This is a genomic window from Bacillus sp. CGMCC 1.16541, assembly GCF_003184905.1.
Taxonomy (GTDB): domain Bacteria; phylum Bacillota; class Bacilli; order Bacillales; family Bacillaceae_H; genus Priestia.
In genome coordinates this window covers 98,110-116,266 of the sequence record NZ_QFRU01000008.1, presented here as the reverse complement: position 1 = coordinate 116,266, position 18,157 = coordinate 98,110, and the positions used below count along the sequence as shown (strand labels likewise).

The following is an 18,157-nucleotide window of genomic DNA, read 5'->3' as shown; positions in this document are numbered from 1 at the left end:
CAACCAGGGGGATTCTCCCCCTTTTGTCTTGGCCCTTTTTATGTTTTCTATTCACTTTCAATTCTTGCTTCTACTTCAATGTTAACATTCCCTTTCACCGCTTTTGAAATCATACATGTAGATTCGGCTTTCTCTGCAATTCTTGCAGCTTTTTTATTGAGTTGTTCAGACCACTCCTCTAACACTATGTGTGGACGATGAATGATTCTTTCGTATGTAAACACCCCTTTTGTTACATCAACGATTGCTTCTGAATCCATGGTTAACAATATCGTGTTTATTCCACTTCTTTCTAACATCGCCGCAAGTGTTATAATGTAGCACGTTGCTGCGGCTCCTAGTAACATTTCATCTGGATTTGTTCCAATACCCGGGCCGTCCATTTCTTTTGGAATTGAAATGGATGTACGCAGTTGTCCGGATTCAATGTTGCCAACATCGTTTCGTCCTCCTGGCCAGTCTGCTTTTAAGTGAAAGTGATGTTTTGCCACGTTAATCCTTCCTTTCATTTACTATGTGTATTTTATTTTAACGAGTGCAACGAATAAAGCCAACTTTTCTATTTCTGTTTACATAATAATATTACAGTAGTATTCACAAGAAAAAGACTCACCGAGTAACGGATTACTCGGTGAATCTTTTTCTTACTTAGATGTCGTGTTTTTTTCATGTACAAAATGGTTGATTAAAGATGGTAACCAACTACGTAAATCTGTAAATGGATATCCCCATGCCGTTGCTCGTTCATTACTCATTGTCCATGATTGTTCGACTCCATATGGAGATCCGTTTTCATCCGTAATTGTGGTAGTGATGTTTGCTGTTTTCTCTGTTTCTTTTTCGATTGTTTGAATAAGCTCTTGAAGAGAAATGGAACCATTTGCACAAGCATTTACAGGACCTTTTAATTGATTTTCACCACACCAAGTTAGAAAGTCCCCTGCTTCTTGCTGAGAAATGAAATTCATTTCAGCTTCTTTGTTTTGTAAACCAATGCTTTCTTCGTGCAGAATTTTATCAACATGAAAAAGCAATCGATTTGTATAATCTTGCTCTCCTAATACAATTGGAATCCGAACAGCAGTTACCGAAAAAGGAGCGTGTTGGAAAAAGACCGCTTCGGCTTGTCGCTTGCCTTCTTGATACGATAGGTTTTCTCTATTAACGTACGAGATTGGATACGTGTACGGGTCGAAATCTTCTTCTCGACACGTATGATCAAGAAATCCGTATACCGATAACGTTGAGGTAAACACATAGTGCTTCACTTTATCTTTAAATGCTTCAATGGCAATGGATGCATCATGAGAGGCGTAGCAAATTTGATCAAAGACAACGTCCCACGTTTTTCCATACGTTTTTTCAATAAGAGACATCTTGTCAAAGCGATTTAATTTAATGCGCTGTACTTGATCACCAAAAGGATCTTGTGTTTCTCCTCGCGTTCCAATGGTCACTTGTATACCTTTTGCTAACAACGATTCGACTAAATTCACACCAAAAAAGCGTGTTCCTCCTAAAACTAAAGCCGTTTTCATGAGACACTCCTCCTTTACTATTATCTATAACATTAATACAATCACATATAAAAAGCTATATTTTATAAATATAGGAATTTTTAGGAATATATATGATATTATCACTATGTATGCACATTTATACTTTAATATGAAGAGTTTGGAACGAGAGAGGAGCGTTTTTATGAATGTATCACCCATATCTACAAGAGACAGGATTGTCACGATTGACATTATTCGTGGTTTTGCCCTTTTTGGGATCTTCCTTGTCAACATGCCTGCATTTCATTCACCTGATTTTAAAGTTCAAATAAGCGGCATGCATGTAGAATATACAGGAATAGATTACTGGGTTGATTTATTTCTCCAAATGTTTGTGCAGATGAAATTTTTTACGATCTTTTCATTTTTATTTGGATTAGGCTTTTATATTTTCATGAGTCGTGCTGAACAAAAAGGATTTAACGTTAAACGTTTATTTAGTCGAAGATTGTTAGGTTTACTATTGTTTGGTGCTCTTCACCTCATCTTTTTATGGTTTGGTGACATTTTACACTTGTATGCCATTACAGGCTTTCTCCTTTTATTCTTTTATAAACGGAAACCAAAAACGATTCTCATATGGGCATTTAGCATTCTCTTCTTATTCCACGCACTGATAAGTTTAACTTTTTTAGTGCCAGAAACCATGTTAGAAGACATGCAAGCGGATATGCAAGAAGGTTACGACGAGAAACTAAATAATTATGTAGCTGTTTATGAACAAGCTAGTTACATCGATTGGGTTTTATATCGAATCGACATAGAAATTCCGTCAATCTTAGCTAACTTGCCCATTACATTAATGCCTGTTTTATCACTATTCTTGTTTGGGTTATATGCAGGGAAAATTGGCCTGTTTGAACGAGTAGAAGAACAGCGAAATCTTTTAAGAAAAGTTCAAGTGTTCTCTTTTCTAATCGGGGTTATCTTTGCGATTTTACTCGGACTAGTCAAAACAAAAGGATGGAATGTAGGCGCATATGAAGATAGCGTTATTCAGCTATTTACGAGCTTAAGTGGAGTGGGGTTATGCTTCTTCTATATCTCTACATTGACCTTATTATTACAAGCAGAAAACTGGCAAAAAAGGCTTCGCCCACTTGGTTATGTTGGTCAAATGGCGTTGACAAACTATTTACTTCAAACCATTCTTTGCGTCATTTTATTTCTTGGTTTTAATTTATATGGTCAAATTAGTCTGACAACAGGAACGATTCTTTGCTTCATTATTTATAGTTTACAAGTATTCATTAGTAGGAAGTGGCTCCAAATGTACCGTTTTGGTCCATTCGAATGGCTATGGAGAACGATGACGTATAGAAAAGTTCAACAATTCAAAAAACAAACCCACTAAAGAAAAGGTGATTCATAAGAGAGATAGCCTCTACATGAATCACCTTTTTCATTTACTTTCCCTCTCTTTTTCACGTTTACTTACGAATGACTAAACGACTTACGCCATATTTTTCAAATTCGTCTAAATAAAATGATTCTTTCTTTAAAATACTTGCGACGTGATCATCTGTCATCTTTGAAACAGGACCTATTCCGTTCATCACATCTCGTTTTGCTAAACTAAGAGCTAAACTCTCCCAAAACACTTCATTATCATATTCCATAATCATCTCTTGCAGCACTTTTTCATACTTAGCACTAAACACAATAAATGGACTTAATGAGTAAAAGCGGGAATCCTTGAGAAATGGACGAGCATAAGAAAATAATTTCTGTTCTAATTCTTCATATTTTGCGACTTGCTCTTGATCAACCGTATCTGATAATGCATTCACCATCCAATTTCCTAAATGAATGAGATTAAGAAGGTTGTAATATTGTTCTTTCGTTACTTGAATGTGGATATCGGTTTGTGTGGAAGTAGTGGTACCGGTCATTTAACAAGCTCCTTTGTGGATTAGAATGGGGATCGAACCGCAGAGAAAAATGAGAGGAAAAGCTTACTATTATAGTAATCGATGATTCATTTAGATACAAGTCATATTTGGATATTTTTTCTATAAGTGATACAATGCAACGATACTGAGACAAAAGAGGATGGGACATAACGAAATGATTCCTTCTCAAAAACGAACAATGCCATTTCTATAATCGTTAAGTTACAACAACAAGTTCACTCCATTGTGCTCCAGCCACTTGCTTTCCGCGGAGAGGAACCTGAGTCTCCTCGTACTTGCAGGGCTTCATCCTTTCCTCTATTTCCCGCAGGAGTCGAGTGTCCTACGCTCCATTCCACTATTCTTTTAAGCTTGGTTTATTAACCATAAATATCTAAATTATCAAGAGTATATAACTCAAAATAGTTCGGATATCTTATCAACTGAAACACTTATATCCTAGCCTCTCTTTGACTCAGAGACTATGATTCCTTGTCTACAAAATCTAGTAATAGTAATAGTAATAGTAATGAATAGATATCCATTTACTTATTTTATCATTTCTTATTGCCAGATTGCTTCTACCCACTCAGGATGATCAATAAATGGATTACGGTTGAATTGATACTGTTGATAAATAATGTCATTTCGTCGACGTTCAAAGTTATCGACAGGGTCTTGGCGATGCCATTCAAGTAAAACGGATAACTTCCCATGATAAGGAGCCGTACCGTTATTCACGTAGTTATTAAGTTCTAAATCTACTTCACCACCGTCTCCTTCATAACGAACAGCCATGTAAAACAACATACGTGCAACGTCGCCTTTTACTTCGTCACGAGGCTCCCAAGAATCAGAATCATAATAAATTCCCAACGCTTCTGTATGCTGAGTTCCACCATTGTCAAAATCTAAATTCCCTCTTGAACTGTTTACAGATACATCTGTTGGGCGCAAATGATGAAGATCTGTTCCTGGACCACGTACTGTTCCGAAATCACCGTGTGATTTTGCCCAAACATGTTCGCGATTCCAATCATTCACCGTGCCACCATTTGTAAACTTACTTTGAGAACGACCTGTGTATAACAACAGTACATTGTTAGAGTTGTTAGGATCTTCATCCGTTTGTCGAAGCGACTTTCATGATCGCTTCTTTCCGCTTCATCATATCGTAAAAATGTATCTATTATTTTAATTTTTTGTAAATAAATGAAAGTTCTAAAAAAAGAGGAAGATACTCACGAATACATTCCATATAATAACAATTATTAATTAGGTTATCTATAAAAAAAGCGGTTGACTACACTGTCTAACCCTCTTTAGTCACAAAAAAAAGAAACCGTCCACTAAGAGAAGATGGATGGTTTCCTTTATAAGTTTTCACTTAGACTCTGGAATGTCACATTGCTCATCGGTACATGTTGTACCTTGTTCTCCTAACGGCTGCAACACAGATTCAGCTTTCTCTTCTTCCCAAACTTTTTGTAATGCACCCGCAAACACATCCGCTGGTTGGGCTCCTGAAATAGCATATTTGCGATTAACAACAAAAAACGGTACACCTTGTACACCAATTGCTTGTGCTTCACTCTCATCTACACGTACTTCTTCTGTAAAAGCATCGCTATTTAATAGGTCTAAGACTTCATTTCGGTTAAGTCCTGCTTCTACCGCTAAATCAGCAAGTGTCTCGCGGTCTCCAATATGTTTTGATTCTGTAAAATAAGCTCTCAATAGTCGCTCAGTCGTTTCTTTCTCTTTTCCTTTTGTTTCAGAAAACTTAGCAAGGCGATGAGCATCTAACGTATTAGTTGGCACAACCGTGTCAAACTTAAAATCTAAGCCGACTGATGTTGCTTGTGCACCAACACTTTCACTCATTTTTTTTGCCTCTTCAACGGAGGTACCATATTTTTTTGCTAATAATTCGTGGATAGTTAGATCTGTATCTCTTGGTGCATTGGGATCTAGTTCAAATGCTTTAAATACCACTTCTACATCTTCCTTATGCGGAAACTGAGACAATGCTTCTTCTAATCGACGCTTTCCAATGTAACAAAACGGACAAGCATAGTCAGACCAAATTTCAATTTTCACTTCGACACCTCATTTATGTTAGTAGATATGTCTCAGTGTAGCATAGCAAAGATGAGACTGAATACTAAATTGCTCATTCAATAAACAGCGAAACGGAGTGCATAAGATAATGAATTGCCTCAAGATGATCTCCAATAATGAGCTCAGTAAGCGGCGCGTGCCCTGTTTGAGAAAAATGAAGATGAGGCCGTATTTTATTCATGCGATCAACATCAATACGTCTCACTACTTCAACGTCAAAACCTTGCTGTACAGCTTTTGCATACGCAACACAAGGTATAGCAAGTGTTTTCCAGCCTATCTTTTCAAGACACGTTCGACTTATTGCGTGAGGAACGGCTGTTAATGAACTCATCTTTAAATCTTTTCTATTTAATGCACTATTTAATGCATACTTCCAAGCGCTAACAATATGATCTTGAATGGACGTGTCCATTAAATCATTTAAGTCGTTAAGCGCTACATCTACTCCAGACTCTATTGCTTTAATAAAAGGAAGTAATTGTTGTGCATATAAAAACAGATCGCCATCTACAAATAACAAAATATCACCTTTGGCATGCTGCGCTCCTATCGCTCTACCTACATCATGACCTAGTGCTTCTTCGAATACAACAGTGGTTGCGCCACCTTCTTTTGCATATAGCTCTGTTTGATCTCTTGAACCATTTACCACGACAATAATTTCAAGCGGTTCGAGTCTGCGTAATTCTTGTATGAGTGATGAAATGAGTTTTTCTTCGTTTTTAGCTGGAATAATCACAGAAACTTGTTTTCCTCCGTATCGAGTAGTACGCTTCCCCCACCCATAATGAACAGTGAATTTTTGTTCATCCTCTAATAACTGCATCTTTCTGTTTGGATGTTGATAGTGAAGACGGGCACCGCCAGTGAAAAATTGAGGTTGGAGAAAACGAAAATAATCCGTTACCATTTGCTGTTCATAACTAGATTGCTTAAAACGGTGTTCTCCATGTTTTTTATAGCACAAAGAAGAACAAGGATCGATTGAAAGATAACAACTCACTTTCCACTTCTTTTCGTAAAAAGAGTGATAAACAGCGACAGGGTTACAGAGAACATAATGAGGCAAGGAGACTAATACATCTCGCTTACATGCAAAGGGAACGGACAAATAAGCATTTGTTTCATGAACAGGTCGTTTCATCATGTCATGAAAAACATAACTCCATACATACTCGACTTTTAATGAATCATCGACTTTTTGAGACCACTTATTCAATGCTACATCACTTCCACCATACAACACTGGATTTAGAAATTGTTGAAGCTGAGACAATGACATATACATAGTTGCATCTAGGAATAAAAGCACTTCTCCGCTAGTTGTGGAAATGGTTTGCATGAACGCTTCATGCTCACTCAGTCCGTCCTTTCTAACCATTTCATCTTCATCTACAAAAGTAAGACGACTATCATTCGTTATCACCTTTACTTCAACTGAATGTAATGCACGTACATGGAGAAGCAACTCTTGAGAGATATGTTCGTTCGGAGCGAAAAGAAGAACAGATAGTTTTTTCATTACTGCTTCAACACATTTCGAGGGTCAATTGTTACAGGAGATAATTTAACAAGGTCCCAATCGACTGATGTATGATCGGTTAAAATCAACACAAGATCGTGTTGTTTGATTACTTCTTCTGTTAAGTCGACTGAATGATACGTTTTATTGTTTAACTTTGCATAGTTAACAAGCGGATCGTGATACGTAAGGAAGTAACCTTCATGAATGAGTTGTTCACAAATTTCGATCGCTGGAGACTCCCGAATGTCGTTTACATCTTTTTTATACGTCAAGCCAATTACTAACACTTTTCCTTTTATGATTTTCGCTTTTACTTCATCGACAATTTCATGAGGCATCTGCTTGTTAATAGAATGAGCAACTTCAATCAACTCACTTGTTAATCCATGTTGTTTCAGTTTCCATAAGAAATAGATAGGATCAACAGGTATGCAGTGACCCCCGATTCCAGGGCCCGGCCAATAAGCGGTAAAGCCAAACGGTTTTGTCTCTGCCGCTTTTAACACCTCATAAAAGTCAATATTCATCTTTTTACACAATATAGAAGTTTCGTTTACTAGTGAGATATTGACAAGACGCTGAATATTTTCAAATAACTTGCACATCTCTGCGATTTTAGGAGATGAAACAGGAACTACTTTTTGAAAAACAGACCCATAAAAGTGAACAACTTTTTCTAAACAGTGAACTGTTTGACCACTTACTACTTTTGGAATTACCTCAATGTTAAACTGTTTATTTGCAGGATCAATTCTCTCAGGAGAGTATGATAGGTGAAAATCAACTCCAACAGTAAATCGCCCTTGAGCTAAAATAGGCATAACCACCTCCTCTAATGTCCCTGGGTAAGTTGAACTTTCATAAATAACAGTTTGACCTGGTTGAAGGTGCTTTTTAATGTAATGAGAAGCTGCGATCAACGCACGTAAGTCTGGTTCATCTTCGTTAATGATTGGAGTTGGCACGGTTACGATGATATATTCACTTTCTTTTAATGCACCAATTCCTTTATATGGAACCACGGCTTGAAATGTTGTAGTTGTGGTTAACTCTGATGTTGAAACATCCGGAATGTAGCTAATGGCGTTTTGAAGACTTGTCACCTTTTCATCATCTGTATCAATTCCAATCACATCGTACCCTTTTTTCGCAAAAAGGAGAGCTAGTGGTAATCCAACATACCCCAGTCCAATCACAGTCACTTGTTTCTTTTTAATTCCCATGTTGCTCACCTGCAAGAAATTGATGAAGGATGTCCATTCTTTTCTCTTTTTCTGTAAAGTCTCCACGCGCATTTGTTTGCTCAATTAAATAAGCAATTGCCTCTACGTAATCTCCTAAAATTCGTTCTGTAGAAGGTGCTAACCCATTTACTTTTTTATGCTCCTTCCGAATTCGGTTTGTTTTAATGACATCAACAAATTGAATAGGTTGGACAGTAAACTTCTCTAAGGTAGCTTTTACTTGAGCAAGTGGAGGAACAATAAGTGAGTCATATCCAACCGATTCCATAACACGACGACTCATTGCGTGTGGAATGGCGGTTAGTGTGTTAATCGTTAAACCTGGCCGCTTTGTCGCTATATTTAACAAGTATTTCGCTGCACTGACGGAGTGAAGTGGATGAACCTGATCTAGCAACCCCTCTAAATCGTTTAAAGCTACATCTACGCCATTATCTACGGCTTGTAAAAATGGTAAAAGCTGCTCAGCTACAATCACAATGTCTGCATCAACAAATAAGCATACCTCACCTGAACTATACATCGCGCCAAGTGCCCTTGGTACATTATGACCAAGCTTATCTGGAAACTGCAAAAGAATGGCATTTGCTTTCTTTACTACGTTAATGGTATCTTCATCAGCACCATTTGCCACTACAATAATTTCTTCTACTCCCGCTTTTTTTACTTCTTTAATAACGGCTTCGATTGTTTCTTTTTCGTTGTATAACGGAATAACCGCGCTGTAATGAATATTCTTTTTAGCAGGAATGATTGGCTGAATTCTTGGTAAAAATGATCGGTCTCTTGCTCCATCTGTTAAACCACCACGAGAACCGTTTTGTTGAACAAGATAGCCAATTGCTTCAAGATGATCACCAAGAATACTAGTCGTTGATAGAGGGAATGGAGAGTTTGAAGGAATTTCTTTGTGAGTGTTACGAATACGATTTGTGTAAATAACATCTACTGAACAAGGAGCGATAATAGACATACCTTGAAGCATGGCTACCATCTGTGCAAGTGGTGGATTGACTAAATACTCGTATCCAATGGCTTGGGCTGCTGACTTTTTCATAGCATGGGGAATAGCCGTTAATGCTTGTACACACAAGTCTTCTCTTTTACAAAATAGATTCATTGCATATTTCGCAACAGCCACAGGGTGAGGGCGAATTTTCCGTTGAAGTGTCCATGTTAAATCATTTAAAGCGAGATCGTTCCCCTCTTCAATTGATTGTATAAAAGGCAATAATTCGGTGTGCGCAATAGGAATGTCACCATCAGTAAATAATAGAATATCTCCTTTTGCTGCTTTTGCACCGATGGCTCGTCCAACGTTTAACCCAAGAGGCTCTACGTAGTTAATGACGCGACACCCAAATTTCTCTGCAATCTCTTTCGTTTGATCCGTTGAGCCGTTTACGATTACGATTATCTCGTAAGGTTGAAGCTTTTTCACTTCTTCTAAAATCAAAGGTAACACCTTCTCCTCATTGCAAGCAGGGATAATAATTGATACTTTCATGCCTTTATTCTCCTTCATTTTCAATAACTCGAACGTAAGAAATCGCGTCAATGGCGATTGTAATATCTTCAGTTGGTCCATAGGATGGTGTACTTGATGCTCTGACAATAACGGCACTTTGAGTAACAGCTAATAAAATCCCTGCTACAATTTCTAGTGGTGTAACGACTTGCGTAAACAAGCCTATATTGTGCCTTAATTCTTCTTGAAACATCTCTTCTTCTCCTTTCATTTAATCTCTTCGAATGCTGACGATACTTCTAAATGGAATAATGACGGTTGTATTCACTGATTCATTCACTGTTAAGTAGTCATCATCGACTGTTAAAATCATTCCACGTACCAATCCAGCGGTTGTATTAATCTCTACTTGCTCTCCAATGTACTGCTCTGCAATGTCCTTAAATGGAGATTTCTTAGCTTCTTGAATGATTGTTATTAAATAGGATCGAAATTCATCTGAAAATAAAACCTCTTCAACCACCCGTTTTACTCTTTTTTGAATCCATTTTCCAAATTTTGCTGAAAAAAGCAGTTGTTCAATACGATGTAACAACGATTTGTACCAACAATAAAACATATCTTGATCTCCTTTTTCTTAGTCATGACTCTTTCTAGCCACTCTATCAATATATACAGAAGATCCTTAGTTGGTACTAGAACAAATCTCTCATTTTGTCTACAATTTCCATCCTACTAGAGATAGATTTTTCTCGAAAATAAAACTCTTGCTAGACATCTACGAACCACTAGTAGAAGTAAGCAAGAGTTTCGATACATGTTATTCAATTAAATTCCGTCATTTTATTCATCTCGTACTAGGAACGTGATACACGGTGCCGTTGAATATAAACACTAGCATTTAATAACCCACCAATTAACAATACGGTGGCTGTTAAATAAAACCAAACCATCAAGATAATGATACTTCCAAGTTGTCCATAGATTTCAGAGTAACTTCCAAACTGAACATAATACGAAAAGCCCGTTGAGATTCCTTGCCACCCAATCGTTGCAAAAATAGCACCCGGAATAACCTCTCTCCATTTTAAAGTAGCGCTCGGTACTAACATATATAAGAGCATAAAAAATAGTAGTAAAAATAATGTCCCCATCCCCCACTTTACAAGAAACCATGTTTGATACCATGATGAAGGAAGATCAATTTTATCCATGACAAAATGACGAATCACTTCTTCTCCAATCGGAACAAGTAGTGAAAGAGCAACAATAACCATAAAGCCGAATGTTAAAATAAGATCATTTATTACAATATAAAAAAATGGTTTGCTTCTTTTTATTTGATACGCATCATTCATTGACCTCACCAGTGATTGAATCGCCATAGATGCTAACCAAAACGTTGCGAGTAAGCTGAATGATAAAACCGTTTTTCCTTCTTGATTTAAAATAGAACCAATGGAATTCTCAATGAGTCGATACGCACTAGCTGGAGCGAATGGTTCAATAACTGTCAGCACTTGCGTTGTATCAACTGGAAAAAAACTTAGTAATGAAAAAAGAAAAATTAAAAATGGAACAAATGATAATAGAAAGTAATAAGCCATTTGAGCAGCTTGGTCAAAAAAGCGCTCTACAAAAAAGCGTTGTGTAATGATTTTTACAATTTGAATCATCGTTCTCTCCTTTAATAAACACCCCTACTTTGACCGTGTTATAATAACTATATATATACAACGTACATGATTTTAAACATTTTTGTTCAAATTAAGTCTTTTTGAGGAGGTTTTATGTTACAAAAGTTTGGATTTTCACAATATGAAAGTCAAGTATATGAAGCGCTGTTATCAAGTGCTCAGCCACTCGATGCTAGTTCAATCGTTCACACATCTAACGTGCCGAAAGCAAAAATCTACGAAGTGTTGAACCGACTAGGCGATAAAGGGATTATACTGACAACGATGTCAGGTAAGAAAAAATTATATAAAGCTGTACCACTTGATACAATTATTCAAAAATTAACTACTGAATTTAAACAAGATATCGAGGAGCTCAAATCATTTACTCCTAAAAGCGTCACAACAGATGATCGTATTTGGTCATTAAAAGATTATCAATCCATTATTTCGGAAATAGAAGCACTTATACACGAAGCTAAACAATCTATTATCATCTCTTTATGGCAAGAAGAGATTGAGAGGCTTTTGCCACTTTTACAACAGAAAGAAAAAGAAGGTGTTGATGTGGAAGCACTTGTGATTGGAGACATCCACCCCGTCCTTAAGAACGTTCATACGTTGCATCCTCATCAAGATCATAAGCAGTTAGAGCCATCTCAACTTATTAGTGTAGACGAGCGCATCATTTTATTTGCAGGTATTGACAACCATACGTGGAAAGCGATTAAAACCGAATCACAGCCATTCGTCAAATTTTTCACAGATTTCTTTTACCATGATGTTGCCTTGACTCATATTACCGAAAAACATCAAAAACAGCTACTTCAAGATGAAAAAACGAAACGGTTGTTAACGCGCTTGCGTTATTAAATAGAACACGTAACAGCCCTATCTATTCTTTAGATAGAGTGTTACATGTTCTATTTTTTGTATAAAACAAAAAATGAAAAGGTTACCACCCTCTTTTTATAAAAAAGGACCTTGTCAAGAAAATAATTATAGGTTACTATCACAGTTGTAACTTTGATAAAGGGGGTTAAAATATGAATAAAAAAGTATACATACTTGCAGTTGCTTCCTTTGTCGTTGGAACGGTTGAACTCATTCTCGGAGGGATTTTGGATGTCATTGCAAGTGCATTTGATGTATCGATTTCACAAGCAGGCTATCTGATTTCGATTTATTCGATTGTATTCGCAATCGCTGCTCCAATTTTATTAAATATAACCGCAAAAATAGAACGTAAAAAAGTATATAGTTGGACACTTACTTTCTTTTTGTTAAGTAATGTGCTCTCTGCATTCAGTATGTCTTATTCTATGCTTTTACTTTCTCGTGTATTTGCTGCCATTAGTGGTTCGTTTTTAATTGTTTTGTCAACAACGATAGCCGCTCGCATTGTAAAGCCTGAATATCAAGGGCGAGCACTTGGAATTGTATTTATGGGTATTAGTGCTTCGCTTGTTTTAGGGATACCCATGGGGATTTATGTTGGCAACACGTTCGGCTGGCGAGAAGTGTTTGTGGTAATTGCGGTCTTAACAGCATGTATTCTACTCGCTGTTATCATTTCAATGGAACGATTAGCTCCTGCTCCTGTTGTTCCACTAAAAAAACAATTACAAGCATTAAGAAATACAAAAATAATCGCGATTCATTTGACGACTTTCTTTATACTAGCAGGACACTTAACACTTTATGCATACTTTACACCGTTTCTAAAAACAACGTTAGGGCTAAGTTCAACAACGATTACCATTGTGTACGCTATTTTTGGAGTGGCTGCAGTCATTGGAGGAGGTGTTGGAGGTTGGGCTTCTGACAAGTGGACACCACAGTCATCGATTACAATGATGACAAGTGCGTTCTTTCTCATCATGATCTCAATTCCATTTAGCGTAAAGCTCCCATTCTTTTTATTTTTAATCGTAATGGTTATATGGAGTTCACTTAGCTGGGCCATTTCCCCAGCTTTAAATAATTATATTATCCAAAGTGCACCTAACACATCCGATATCTTAATTAGTACTAATTCATCGATTAGCCACCTAGGAATTGCTCTCGGTTCTTATATCGGAGGGATCATTATTCATAACAGCTCCGTGCTTTATAATAGTTGGGCTGGTTCCGCGCTTATTTTAGGAGCCTTGCTGTCAATCCTTGTGTCTACTCGTACGTCTTCTGTAAGAAGTGCGGTCAATGTGAATGAATAAGTGGATTTTTGTCTATTCTAATAGAGTGAAACTGCCCTCTTGTAAATAGGGAGTGGCACACAACTTTTAAAGGAGGAATAGACAATGGCACAAGATGTATTATGCGAAGTAGCAAACTGCGTTCATAACAAAAATGGAAAACAATGTGGAGCTTCTGAAATTTTTGTTGTCAGCCACCGTGGAAATAAAGCTGAAACAAGTCAAGAAACAGATTGCAAAACATTTGAACCAAGCGGACTTTAATATTCTACTTAAGGCCACCACTGACATGGTGGTCTTTTCATTTACTATTATTGATAATAATTATCATTATTATTCAATTCCTTTGTATTAAATTTAATACGCTCTTTTAAAAGATAACCTTAGGAAAAAGTCACAAAGTATGAGATAATAGAAAGGAATGATAAATCCGAACAAGGAAGTGACGCATTGTCTTACTATAATAAACGCGTAGAACCTTTACCAGAAGAACATATTGACACATTGGAATGTACGAAAGATGATTGTAACGGATGGATGAGAAAAAATTTCTCAATCGGGGATTCTGTTCAATGTCCTTTCTGCAAAAGTGACATGAAAAGCGGCACTCGCTTCATTAATAACCTACCAAATACCGCTCCATATACAAAAGCTACACCAAGTAATGCAAAATAATCAATCATTCTCTTAATAAGAGGTTGAGTCAAGAGGTTATTCCTTTTGATTTAACCTCTTATTTACTTTTGAAGATACATAAACATAAGTTTAATTAATCACACCTTTATGGATAATCTCCACTGACACTTCAGGCTTAATCGATATTTCTCCGTAATCTTTCTTCCAATCAAGCTGTTTCCATTCCTTCGGATAGTAAGCCATTAACTCTCGACCAATTTCTAAAAAATCACAATTCGCTTCTTGAAGTTTGTTGACTACGTTTTCAGCTCGCTTCTGTAAAATGGCTTCTAATTTCTTTTCTACTTTTTTTACTTTTTTTTGTGTTAGCTGATTATGCGTAAATTCACTTATTTCAACTTTTACCTTTGTAGGAACCGTCACAGATATAATATTAACTGAGTCCATTTTTATTTTTAATTTCGACTTTGAACCTATAATATCGTAAGAAACGACATTTTTTTGACCATCAACCGTCACATAATCACTCATCATCATATATTTTGCTTTCCGATCAGCAAGAAGCAGAAGCATTGCTGACTGAACCGTATTTAACGTAACACCAGAAAATTGATCGCCATCAAATAATGCCGTTCCGATAATATCAGCCGATTGATTTTGCTCATTTAAGCGTAGATAAGGAAGTGCTAGTCCTTTTCCCGGATCAAATAAAACCGTACAAATGGTTTGAATGGTTTCAATTGGAACAGCAGAAGATTGCTCAGCCGTGCGAACGATACCAGATAAATACTCTCCAATCAATTCTTCTCCTACTCTTTGCAGGTTAATAATCTCACTAGGACTTCCTTGAACAATTGCATACTTTGCGCTTAATGGACTTTCTGGTGTCCGATATAACACATCTGAAATCTCTAACATTCCCTCTCTTGCCAATTCATCTTGTACTAAAATGACCCGTACTTTCGCTGACATTAGTGATCCGGATATTTGTTGATTCAATTCCATCCTTCCTTGCCTTGGAGAACCACCCGTAACGGTAAACACTTTGTTAATGGGCTGGTTTTCCTTTGTCACATATGAATGAACAGAGACGGTCTCTTGAATTTGATTATCCCCCGTCTTCTCATATGCTACTGTTGACATAAAAACGGTGTCTTTTAATACCCTTTGATCCCAGCAACCTGTTAAAAACAATACAATAAGTAGGCAACTAACTCTTGTTTGTTTCATGTTTTGTGACTCCTTTTCGAATAAATGAAACAAGCAATAAAAGAATAGGTATAACGCCAATAAAGAAATATGCACATGTTGTAGCAACCTTTGATAATAAAGCAAGCAAATCATCGGTGCTAGCAAAGTAATTTGATAAAAGAATGACACCAATCACGACTAAAGGAATAAAGGGACGATGAGTTTTCTTTTTTAATAAAGTTTTCATACCCATTCCCGCAATGAACACGTACATAATTAAAGAGGTAATAACGGACACAATCCATAAAGTTAAAAATACGAGATCGACACGCTCAACAAATGAAAATGTAGATGCTTTTAATACATATAGAACTGGTTCTGGAACGATGGGCATTTCATCAGGGCTAAAGAAGAAATAGCATGTGACAATAATATAGACATATAAAAGTGTAACAACTATATTGCTTAACGAAACCATCTTTAATGTATCTTTCGATTTTGCTTGAACAAACGGAGCGATAATTAAAATGATTTCAAACCCGAGCATGGCAATGACACCATCTTTGGACGCTAACACAATTGACTTTAGCCCTTGCTGACCAAGTGGGAATAAATAACGAATATCAGCTGTTGTATAAGCACTTAACAGTAAGATAAAAATGATGACAAGTAAAACAGACACTAATACAAAAAAACGTGCAATATTGCGAACATTTTCTTTTGAGAAGTACAACGCAACAATCGCTAATAATAAAACAAGGATAAAGACAGGTGTTACGTGATAAACCCACCTTTTTAGTACGTTCACATATAGACTTGTAATGACACTCGATACAATCACATAATAAAAAACATACCCTACATTTAACGCATTCCCAACATATCGCCCAAGTAATACTACATTCATTTCAAATAATGTCTTCTTTGGCAGACGATGTGTTAATAACCAATGAGTAATTGCTAGGATTTGTACAATTCCCCCTGCTACGATAATTGAAAGCCATCCATCTGTTTTTGCAATTTTAAACATGTTGTAAGGAAGAGCTAGAATTCCAATACCGATTTGCGTTTGTAAAATTAAGAAAAACAATTGACTTTTATTAATTAGATTAGTTGTCTGGTTCATTCTGTTTCCAATCCCTTATCGCCATTTGTCTTCGAAGTTTTTGAGGCCTCGAACCTAATGGTCGCTTATTCATATACATCTCATGAATGCGAATGAATACATCTTTTAAATTTGAAAGCCTCATTGGTGCAAGAGGAATTAAATAAGGAGTGAAAATTGATTTTAGCGTGATAAGATGCATCGTAATTAGAACAAGCACTAATACAATTCCTAAATACCCAAACAAAGCTGCACCTAGCATCATTGGAAAACTTAACAACCGTAATGCTGTACTCATCTCATTTGATGGCACAACAAATGACGAAATGGCTGTTAGTGCAATGACAATAATCATCATGTTTGAAACAAGACTTGCTTCTACAATAGCCGTCCCAATCACTAACCCTCCTACTACACCAATTGTTTGAGCAATGGATGATGGTAACCGTAGGGAAGCTTCTTTTAATAGTTCAAGAATAATAACCATGATGAAAGCTTCAATGAGTGGCGGAAATGGTACGTTTTCAAGAGAGCCTTTAACGGTTGAAATCAAGTCGACTGGAATGAGTTCGTAATGAAATGAAATGGTTGCGATATAAAGAGCTGGTAAACTCATCGCGACAAAAAAGCTAAAAACGCGAATTAACCGAAAAAATGATCCGTAAATGGATCTTGTGTTATAGTCTTCAGGTGATTGATAAAAGGAAAAAAAGTTTACAGGCGCAATAATAGCTGACGAGCTTCCTGTCATAATTATCGCAACTCTTCCTTCTAATAAATTTCCAATTACTCGGTCTGGTCGCTCTGTACTAAGTAGTTGCGGGAACGGTGAGTAAGGTGATTCTTCTAATGCTTCTTCAATCATTCCTTCTGAATCTACAGCATCAACATCCATTAGTTGTAATCGCTTCATTACTTCTTCAACTAACTGTTTATTTGTAATTCCTTTCACATACAACAAAGCAATTTTCGTTTTTGAGATGGTTCCAATTTCAATGTATTTTACTACTAAACTGCCATCTAAAAAGCGTTGTCGAATCAAATTGACGTTTTTATCTAGATTTTCGATAAATCCTTCTTGCGGACCTCGCACGACTTTTTCATTCAACGCTTGACCAATTTGTCGCGAAGCTGGTGCAGCAGCATCGATTGCATAGACAATGTTATTACCTTCAAGAATTAAAACAGCTGCTCCTTTACACATCATGTAAATCGCTTCATATAAATTACTCGTTTTCGTAATCGACGCAATATTCACTGCTTCTTCGATTTGTTGTTTTGCGGCTACCTGTAGAGGTTTTAAAATATGCTGATTTAGCTTATCTGAATCCATCAGTGGCACAAAATATAACAATACACCTTTCGTCCCCATATACATGACATTGCGCTCACCTAAATCATCTGTGTTATCTAAATAGGCTGTAATTTCTTGTTTATTCGCTTCGAGACTCGTTGTTGCAGGAATGCTAATAGACAGATTACTTTCACTCACCATACTCACCTCACTTTTCTTCATTTCTCGACACCTTTATTCTTTGCTAA

At 36.7% G+C, this 18,157-nt stretch carries 18 protein-coding genes and 1 pseudogene; 5 read left to right on the top strand and 14 right to left on the bottom strand.

The window, feature by feature from the left end; all coding sequences use genetic code 11:
* Positions 1 to 47 precede the first annotated feature (47 nt).
* Together DIS06_RS10035 and DIS06_RS10030 are read right to left on the bottom strand one after the other, a co-directional pair.
* Positions 48 to 491 (bottom strand): OsmC family protein, encoded by a 444-nt coding sequence (locus tag DIS06_RS10035; protein WP_110113129.1) that lies wholly within the window; start codon positions 489 to 491, stop codon positions 48 to 50.
* A 153-nt stretch (positions 492 to 644) separates the two neighbouring features.
* Positions 645 to 1,538 carry an NAD-dependent epimerase/dehydratase family protein gene (locus DIS06_RS10030; RefSeq protein ID WP_110113128.1) on the bottom strand — a complete coding sequence of 298 codons (894 nt, stop codon included), beginning with the start codon at positions 1,536 to 1,538 and terminating at the stop codon, positions 645 to 647.
* A gap of 163 nt (positions 1,539 to 1,701) precedes the next feature.
* On the opposite strand from DIS06_RS10030, the gene DIS06_RS10025 reads away from it, so the two are divergent.
* Positions 1,702 to 2,913, top strand: coding sequence for a DUF418 domain-containing protein (locus DIS06_RS10025; RefSeq protein ID WP_110113127.1), 1,212 nt, complete (start codon positions 1,702 to 1,704; stop codon positions 2,911 to 2,913).
* 76 nt (positions 2,914 to 2,989) lie between these two features.
* Here the strand turns inward: DIS06_RS10025 and DIS06_RS10020 are convergent, their stop codons facing one another.
* The 9 genes and pseudogenes from DIS06_RS10020 to DIS06_RS09980 form a co-directional block, all read right to left on the bottom strand.
* Positions 2,990 to 3,451, bottom strand: a complete 462-nt coding sequence (locus DIS06_RS10020) for a hypothetical protein (protein WP_110113126.1) — start codon at positions 3,449 to 3,451, stop codon at positions 2,990 to 2,992.
* Positions 3,452 to 4,015: 564 nt separating this feature from the next.
* A pseudogene (locus tag DIS06_RS10015) lies at positions 4,016 to 4,594 on the bottom strand (endonuclease I family protein); the annotation flags it as partial.
* A 240-nt stretch (positions 4,595 to 4,834) separates the two neighbouring features.
* Positions 4,835 to 5,551: a DsbA family oxidoreductase gene (locus tag DIS06_RS10010; RefSeq protein WP_110113125.1), complete on the bottom strand. Its 717-nt coding sequence runs from the start codon at positions 5,549 to 5,551 to the stop codon at positions 4,835 to 4,837.
* Positions 5,552 to 5,624: 73 nt separating this feature from the next.
* Complete coding sequence (locus tag DIS06_RS10005; protein ID WP_110113124.1) at positions 5,625 to 7,097, bottom strand: glycosyltransferase family 2 protein; 1,473 nt, start codon at positions 7,095 to 7,097, stop codon at positions 5,625 to 5,627.
* Positions 7,097 to 8,323: a nucleotide sugar dehydrogenase gene (locus DIS06_RS10000; RefSeq protein WP_110113123.1), complete on the bottom strand. Its 1,227-nt coding sequence runs from the start codon at positions 8,321 to 8,323 to the stop codon at positions 7,097 to 7,099. The genes DIS06_RS10005 and DIS06_RS10000 overlap by 1 nt, the downstream gene beginning before the upstream one ends.
* Positions 8,313 to 9,851, bottom strand: coding sequence for a glycosyltransferase family 2 protein (locus DIS06_RS09995; protein WP_110113122.1), 1,539 nt, complete (start codon positions 9,849 to 9,851; stop codon positions 8,313 to 8,315). The genes DIS06_RS10000 and DIS06_RS09995 overlap by 11 nt, the downstream gene beginning before the upstream one ends.
* A gap of 4 nt (positions 9,852 to 9,855) precedes the next feature.
* Positions 9,856 to 10,065, bottom strand: coding sequence for a hypothetical protein (locus DIS06_RS09990; protein ID WP_110113201.1), 210 nt, complete (start codon positions 10,063 to 10,065; stop codon positions 9,856 to 9,858).
* Positions 10,066 to 10,083: 18 nt separating this feature from the next.
* Complete coding sequence (locus DIS06_RS09985) at positions 10,084 to 10,431, bottom strand: DUF2642 domain-containing protein (protein ID WP_110113121.1); 348 nt, start codon at positions 10,429 to 10,431, stop codon at positions 10,084 to 10,086.
* A gap of 238 nt (positions 10,432 to 10,669) precedes the next feature.
* Positions 10,670 to 11,488, bottom strand: coding sequence for a YihY/virulence factor BrkB family protein (locus DIS06_RS09980; RefSeq protein ID WP_110113120.1), 819 nt, complete (start codon positions 11,486 to 11,488; stop codon positions 10,670 to 10,672).
* Positions 11,489 to 11,602: 114 nt separating this feature from the next.
* Between DIS06_RS09980 and DIS06_RS09975 the strand changes: the two genes are divergently transcribed.
* The 4 genes from DIS06_RS09975 (at position 11,603) to DIS06_RS09960 (ending at position 14,358) form a co-directional block, all read left to right on the top strand.
* The gene (locus DIS06_RS09975; RefSeq protein WP_110113119.1) at positions 11,603 to 12,361 is read left to right on the top strand and encodes a TrmB family transcriptional regulator; all 759 of its coding nucleotides are present in this window, start codon (positions 11,603 to 11,605) and stop codon (positions 12,359 to 12,361) included.
* A 173-nt stretch (positions 12,362 to 12,534) separates the two neighbouring features.
* A complete protein-coding gene (locus DIS06_RS09970; RefSeq protein ID WP_110113118.1) occupies positions 12,535 to 13,704 on the top strand; it encodes an MFS transporter in 1,170 nt (389 codons plus the stop codon).
* Positions 13,705 to 13,788: 84 nt separating this feature from the next.
* On the top strand, positions 13,789 to 13,947 hold the full coding sequence (locus tag DIS06_RS09965; protein WP_110113117.1) for a DUF1540 domain-containing protein: 159 nt from the start codon (positions 13,789 to 13,791) through the stop codon (positions 13,945 to 13,947).
* A 186-nt stretch (positions 13,948 to 14,133) separates the two neighbouring features.
* Positions 14,134 to 14,358: a cold-inducible protein YdjO-related protein gene (locus tag DIS06_RS09960; RefSeq protein WP_110113116.1), complete on the top strand. Its 225-nt coding sequence runs from the start codon at positions 14,134 to 14,136 to the stop codon at positions 14,356 to 14,358.
* Positions 14,359 to 14,448: 90 nt separating this feature from the next.
* Here the strand turns inward: DIS06_RS09960 and DIS06_RS09955 are convergent, their stop codons facing one another.
* From DIS06_RS09955 to DIS06_RS09945, 3 genes are read right to left on the bottom strand one after another with little or no spacing between them, the layout of a single operon-like run.
* Positions 14,449 to 15,549, bottom strand: coding sequence for a Ger(x)C family spore germination protein (locus tag DIS06_RS09955; RefSeq protein ID WP_162595935.1), 1,101 nt, complete (start codon positions 15,547 to 15,549; stop codon positions 14,449 to 14,451).
* Entirely contained in the window at positions 15,530 to 16,636 is a 1,107-nt protein-coding gene (locus DIS06_RS09950) for a GerAB/ArcD/ProY family transporter (protein ID WP_110113114.1), read from the bottom strand. Before DIS06_RS09950 ends, DIS06_RS09955 begins: the two co-directional genes overlap by 20 nt.
* On the bottom strand, positions 16,620 to 18,131 hold the full coding sequence (locus DIS06_RS09945; RefSeq protein ID WP_110113113.1) for a spore germination protein: 1,512 nt from the start codon (positions 18,129 to 18,131) through the stop codon (positions 16,620 to 16,622). The genes DIS06_RS09950 and DIS06_RS09945 overlap by 17 nt, the downstream gene beginning before the upstream one ends.
* Positions 18,132 to 18,157 lie beyond the last annotated feature (26 nt).

What these genes read in the sequence shown, in the direction of transcription:
- DIS06_RS10005 (WP_110113124.1), bottom strand. Translation starts at nt 7,097, where the DNA reads ATGAAAAAACTATCTGTTCTTCTTTTCGCTCCGAACGAACATATCTCT.
- DIS06_RS09970 (WP_110113118.1), top strand. Translation starts at nt 12,535, where the DNA reads ATGAATAAAAAAGTATACATACTTGCAGTTGCTTCCTTTGTCGTTGGA.
- DIS06_RS09990 (WP_110113201.1), bottom strand. Translation starts at nt 10,065, where the DNA reads ATGTTTCAAGAAGAATTAAGGCACAATATAGGCTTGTTTACGCAAGTC.
- DIS06_RS10025 (WP_110113127.1), top strand. Translation starts at nt 1,702, where the DNA reads ATGAATGTATCACCCATATCTACAAGAGACAGGATTGTCACGATTGAC.
- DIS06_RS09955 (WP_162595935.1), bottom strand. Translation starts at nt 15,549, where the DNA reads ATGAAACAAACAAGAGTTAGTTGCCTACTTATTGTATTGTTTTTAACA.
- DIS06_RS10000 (WP_110113123.1), bottom strand. Translation starts at nt 8,323, where the DNA reads ATGGGAATTAAAAAGAAACAAGTGACTGTGATTGGACTGGGGTATGTT.
- DIS06_RS09965 (WP_110113117.1), top strand. Translation starts at nt 13,789, where the DNA reads ATGGCACAAGATGTATTATGCGAAGTAGCAAACTGCGTTCATAACAAA.
- DIS06_RS09980 (WP_110113120.1), bottom strand. Translation starts at nt 11,488, where the DNA reads ATGATTCAAATTGTAAAAATCATTACACAACGCTTTTTTGTAGAGCGC.
- DIS06_RS10020 (WP_110113126.1), bottom strand. Translation starts at nt 3,451, where the DNA reads ATGACCGGTACCACTACTTCCACACAAACCGATATCCACATTCAAGTA.
- DIS06_RS09945 (WP_110113113.1), bottom strand. Translation starts at nt 18,131, where the DNA reads ATGAAGAAAAGTGAGGTGAGTATGGTGAGTGAAAGTAATCTGTCTATT.
- DIS06_RS09995 (WP_110113122.1), bottom strand. Translation starts at nt 9,851, where the DNA reads ATGAAAGTATCAATTATTATCCCTGCTTGCAATGAGGAGAAGGTGTTA.
- DIS06_RS10030 (WP_110113128.1), bottom strand. Translation starts at nt 1,538, where the DNA reads ATGAAAACGGCTTTAGTTTTAGGAGGAACACGCTTTTTTGGTGTGAAT.
- DIS06_RS09975 (WP_110113119.1), top strand. Translation starts at nt 11,603, where the DNA reads ATGTTACAAAAGTTTGGATTTTCACAATATGAAAGTCAAGTATATGAA.
- DIS06_RS09985 (WP_110113121.1), bottom strand. Translation starts at nt 10,431, where the DNA reads ATGTTTTATTGTTGGTACAAATCGTTGTTACATCGTATTGAACAACTG.
- DIS06_RS09950 (WP_110113114.1), bottom strand. Translation starts at nt 16,636, where the DNA reads ATGAACCAGACAACTAATCTAATTAATAAAAGTCAATTGTTTTTCTTA.